Origin of the sequence: Mesorhizobium sp. B2-7-1 (genome assembly GCF_006440735.1) — a bacterium.
Classification (GTDB): Bacteria; Pseudomonadota; Alphaproteobacteria; order Rhizobiales; family Rhizobiaceae; genus Mesorhizobium.
This window is the reverse complement of sequence record NZ_VFUA01000198.1, coordinates 1-3,549: the sequence shown is the minus strand read 5'-3', so window position 1 is coordinate 3,549 and position 3,549 is coordinate 1. Positions and strand designations below refer to the sequence as shown.

Below are 3,549 nucleotides of genomic sequence, written 5' to 3'. Positions count from 1 at the left end.
ACGGGGGGTGACATGCAAGGGCGCGGAAATAGCGGCGGCAACAGCGGAAATAGCGGCGGCAACAACGGAAACGGGAACAACAGCAGCGACAACGGTAACAACGGCAACAGCAGCGACAACGGTAACAACGGCAACAGCAGCTCGACGAGCGCTAGCGCGGCAAGCACCGCCGATGTCGATAGTCATGTGAACGCCGTTACCGGCGACAAGGTCGAGGCCACACGCAACAGGATCCAGGTCACGCACCGCAATGGAATGAAGGAGAGGATCGAGAACGGCCGGTTCAGGATGGAAGACAAATACGGACGCACCATCGTCGACCGCAAGGCCACCATGGCCGATCTCAATCGCCTGAAGAATTTGTGAGACAGAGTTTGTGAGAGCGAGGTTTTATCGGGATTAGATCTTAAGGGACCGAAGGTCAGCGCTGCAAAATCAGGTTGCCACCTTTTGCTTCGTCTCTACGGTCCTGATCGTCTTGCGATAGAATTTGGCTACTCACCTTACCCCCGCCTTCGTGCGGGGGTAATTTTTTGCCTCGGCAAAAGCCTGCCCGTTGCGACATTGGTCAGCCATGGCGGCGGAAATGGTCCGACTGCCCGGGGCATGGGTCGTGGGCCGCTTTCGTCGCTCCGGCGGAATGTGAATTCTGGTTCGGGCCAAGACACCGGTTCCGCCTCGGCTGTGCCGCGAGCGGAACTTCGGCCATCCGAGGTGGAACCGCGGAAAGGACGGAATGCACCGACCCGCCTGTAGAAGGCCAGCCTACCTTGTGCTGCGCGGCGCCGCCGCGCTGGCGGTTGTCGTTGCGCCCTGTCTGTCGGTGCCGGGCAGCATGACCAAGCTCGTATCGACCGCCGCCTATGCCGGCAACGGCAATGGAGGCGGCAACGGGAATGGCGGAAACGGCGGCGGTGGCAATTCGGGCTCGTCCGGCGGTTCGAATTCCGGTTCGGCAGGTGGCTCGAATTCCGGCAATGGCGGCGACAACGGCAACGCCGGCGGCAATTCCGGCAACAGCAATGCCGGCGGCGGCAACCCCAATGCTGGTGGCGGCAACCCCAATGCCGGGCCGGGCAACAACAGCGGCAAGGGCAATACCAATCCCGGTGGCAAGAACAGCTACACCAATGCCACAACCGGCGACACGCTCTCGATCAACGGTGACAAGATCACCGTCATTCACCGCAACGGCATGAAGGAGCAACTCCAGAACGGCCGTTTCGAGATGACGGACGCGCAAGGCCGTACCATCATCGAGCGGCAGGCGACGGAGGAGGACTTGAATCGTCTGCTGAGCCTGTGAGGGCCGGGAGGAGCTACCCCTTTTTCCGCGCCCTTGCATGTCACCCCCCGTCCATCGAGGCGGGGGTGATTGCGTTTGAGGGAGGGAAGAGGAACTGGAGAATTGAAGAACTGAGGAACTGAAGAAAAGGGAAGCCTGGCTTACCAGCCCTTCAATTCCTCAGTTCCTCAGTTCTTTACTGCCTTTCCCTCGCCTCATGCATCAGCAGCGCCGCCTCGGTGCGGTTGCGCACGTTGAGCTTGGCGAGCACCCTGGTCATATGATGCTTGACCGTCTTCTCCTGCAGCGACAGCCGGGCGGCTACCTCCTTGTTGCTCAGCCCTTCCGCAACCAGTTTCAGGATCTCGGCCTCGCGGCCGGTAAGTTGGCTGAGCGGATCGGGCTTGCTGCCGGTTGGCTGCAACAGGTCGGAAAGCAGCCTGGCCGAGAGGCTCGGCGACACGTAGCTCTGGCCGTTGGCGACGTCCCGCAGGATCTCGGCCAGCGCCTTGGAGCCGACGCCTTTCAGCACGTAGCCGCGCGCGCCGGCCTTCAGCGCCTGGGCGACGTCGGCATTGGTCTCCGACACGGTGAGCATGACGACCTTCTGCTCGGGCATGGCTGAAAGGATGCCGGCGAGCGCGTTGAGGCCGCCGCCCGGCATGCTGATGTCGAGCAGCAGGATATCCGGCGTGCTGGCGCGCGCCAGCCTTTCGGCGTCCTCGGCGCTGGCGCCTTCACCGACAAGCTCGAAGCCGCCTAGCTCGCCGAGGCTGCGCGCCACGCCCTCGCGAAACAGGGGGTGGTCGTCGACTATTGCGATGCGAATGGATGCGCTCACGGTTGCTCCTCGACAGACAAGGTGATCACCAATCTTGTTCCTTCCGGGCCGGACAGTGTCTCGAACTGCCCGCCTATGCTTTCGATGCGTTCCCTGAGGCCCGCAAGCCCAAGGCCTTCGCTTCGGCCCGGATCGAAGCCCGGGCCGGTGTCCAGCACCTCGACCAGGAGCTTGCCGCCCTTCGTAGTGGCTCTAACCTGCTGGCCCTTGCCCTTGCCATGCCGGAAGGCGTTGTTCAGGCCCTCCTGCACGAAGCGATAGATGCTGATCTTTTCCGAGGTGCCGAGCTCCGGCAAGCGCTCGGGCAACGTTAACAACACTTTGGTGTCGGTTCGGCGCTCATGCTCGGCCACCGCCAGCCGCAAAATGTCGGCGATGGCCTGCGTCTCGATCTGCGGCAGCACCAGCCCGTTGCAGATGCCGCGTATCTCGCGCATCGCTTCCCCGAGCGTCTTGTGGATGCCGGCAATCTCGGCCTCGCGCAGCGAGCTCGACGTGGTCGGATCGACCAGCACCGGGCTGTCCATCCTGAGCGCGGCGAGCGCCACCAGTTGCGCCGGCCCGTCATGCAGGTCGGCGCCGATGCGCCTCAGATACCGCTCGTTGATGGCGGTGGCGCGGCGCGAGGCGCGCTGCACGCGCTGGCGCAGCGACGAGTTCTGCGCCAGCGCCGCCTGCAGTTCGGAAACCTTGGCCTCGAGCGCAGCCTGCTGGGTGACGATGGTTCGGCTGCCGCGGAAAACGATGCCGGAGAGCAGGGCAAGCGCCGCCGCCGTGGCGCCCGCCACCACCAGCCAGCTCCACAACAGGGCCGAGTGCAGCGATTCCTCGAAGTCGCCGGACAATTCGTAGAATTCGGTCACCGCCACGACTTCGCCCGACCAGGGCTCGCGCACCGGGTTGTAGATTTCCAGCAGCGGAACGCCCATCGACCGCTCCTTGTCGTCTTCCTCGTCCTCGAGCCTGTTGTATTTGACCATCACGTTGCCGGCGAAAGCAGCGATGAGGTTGGCGTTGGGCTGGACCTGCCTGCCGATGAGGTCGGCATCCTTCGAATAGAGTATCGTGCCGTCTCGCCGCCACAACTTGAACGACACCAGCCTTTTCCCAAGCGCGCCCTGGCCGAGCGTTTCGTCCAGCGCTCGCTTGACGGTGTCGTCGAGCTCCTGGCTCTTGCGCATGTCAGGCAGCAACGGCGCGATCACGCTGTCGACATAGAGCGCGGTGGTCGCAGCTGAATTGTGCATGACGCCGTCACGGATCTGCGATGTCACCCATAGCCCGACCACGAGCATCACGGCTAGAAGGCCGATGCCGCCCGCGATCACGAACTGCCAGGCCAGCGAGAGCCCGCTCCAGATTCGTGCAAGTCGTTTTAAATACCTCCCAAACATCGACACCGCTCACCCACCCGTCAACGACA

At 63.2% G+C, this 3,549-nt stretch carries 4 protein-coding genes; 2 read left to right on the top strand and 2 right to left on the bottom strand.

Annotation, left to right across the window (positions count from 1 at the left end):
- The coding region (locus FJ471_RS34255; RefSeq protein WP_210242075.1) for a hypothetical protein at window positions 1–366 on the top strand (366 nt) is incomplete at its 5' end.
- A 370-nt stretch (window positions 367–736) separates the two neighbouring features.
- Entirely contained in the window at window positions 737–1,306 is a 570-nt protein-coding gene (locus tag FJ471_RS34250) for a hypothetical protein (RefSeq protein WP_140811218.1), read from the top strand.
- Between the two features lie 175 nt (window positions 1,307–1,481).
- On the opposite strand, the gene FJ471_RS34245 is transcribed toward FJ471_RS34250, so the two are convergent.
- Together FJ471_RS34245 and FJ471_RS34240 are read right to left on the bottom strand one after the other, a co-directional pair.
- Window positions 1,482–2,126 (bottom strand): response regulator transcription factor, encoded by a 645-nt coding sequence (locus FJ471_RS34245; protein ID WP_140811216.1) that lies wholly within the window; start codon window positions 2,124–2,126, stop codon window positions 1,482–1,484.
- The gene (locus FJ471_RS34240) at window positions 2,123–3,520 is read right to left on the bottom strand and encodes a sensor histidine kinase (RefSeq protein ID WP_140811214.1); all 1,398 of its coding nucleotides are present in this window, start codon (window positions 3,518–3,520) and stop codon (window positions 2,123–2,125) included. The genes FJ471_RS34245 and FJ471_RS34240 overlap by 4 nt, the downstream gene beginning before the upstream one ends.
- Window positions 3,521–3,549 lie beyond the last annotated feature (29 nt).

Coding starts and splice junctions, on each gene's coding strand:
- FJ471_RS34250 (WP_140811218.1), top strand. CDS start 737: ATGCACCGACCCGCCTGTAGAAGGCCAGCCTACCTTGTGCTGCGCGGC.
- FJ471_RS34240 (WP_140811214.1), bottom strand. CDS start 3,520: ATGTTTGGGAGGTATTTAAAACGACTTGCACGAATCTGGAGCGGGCTC.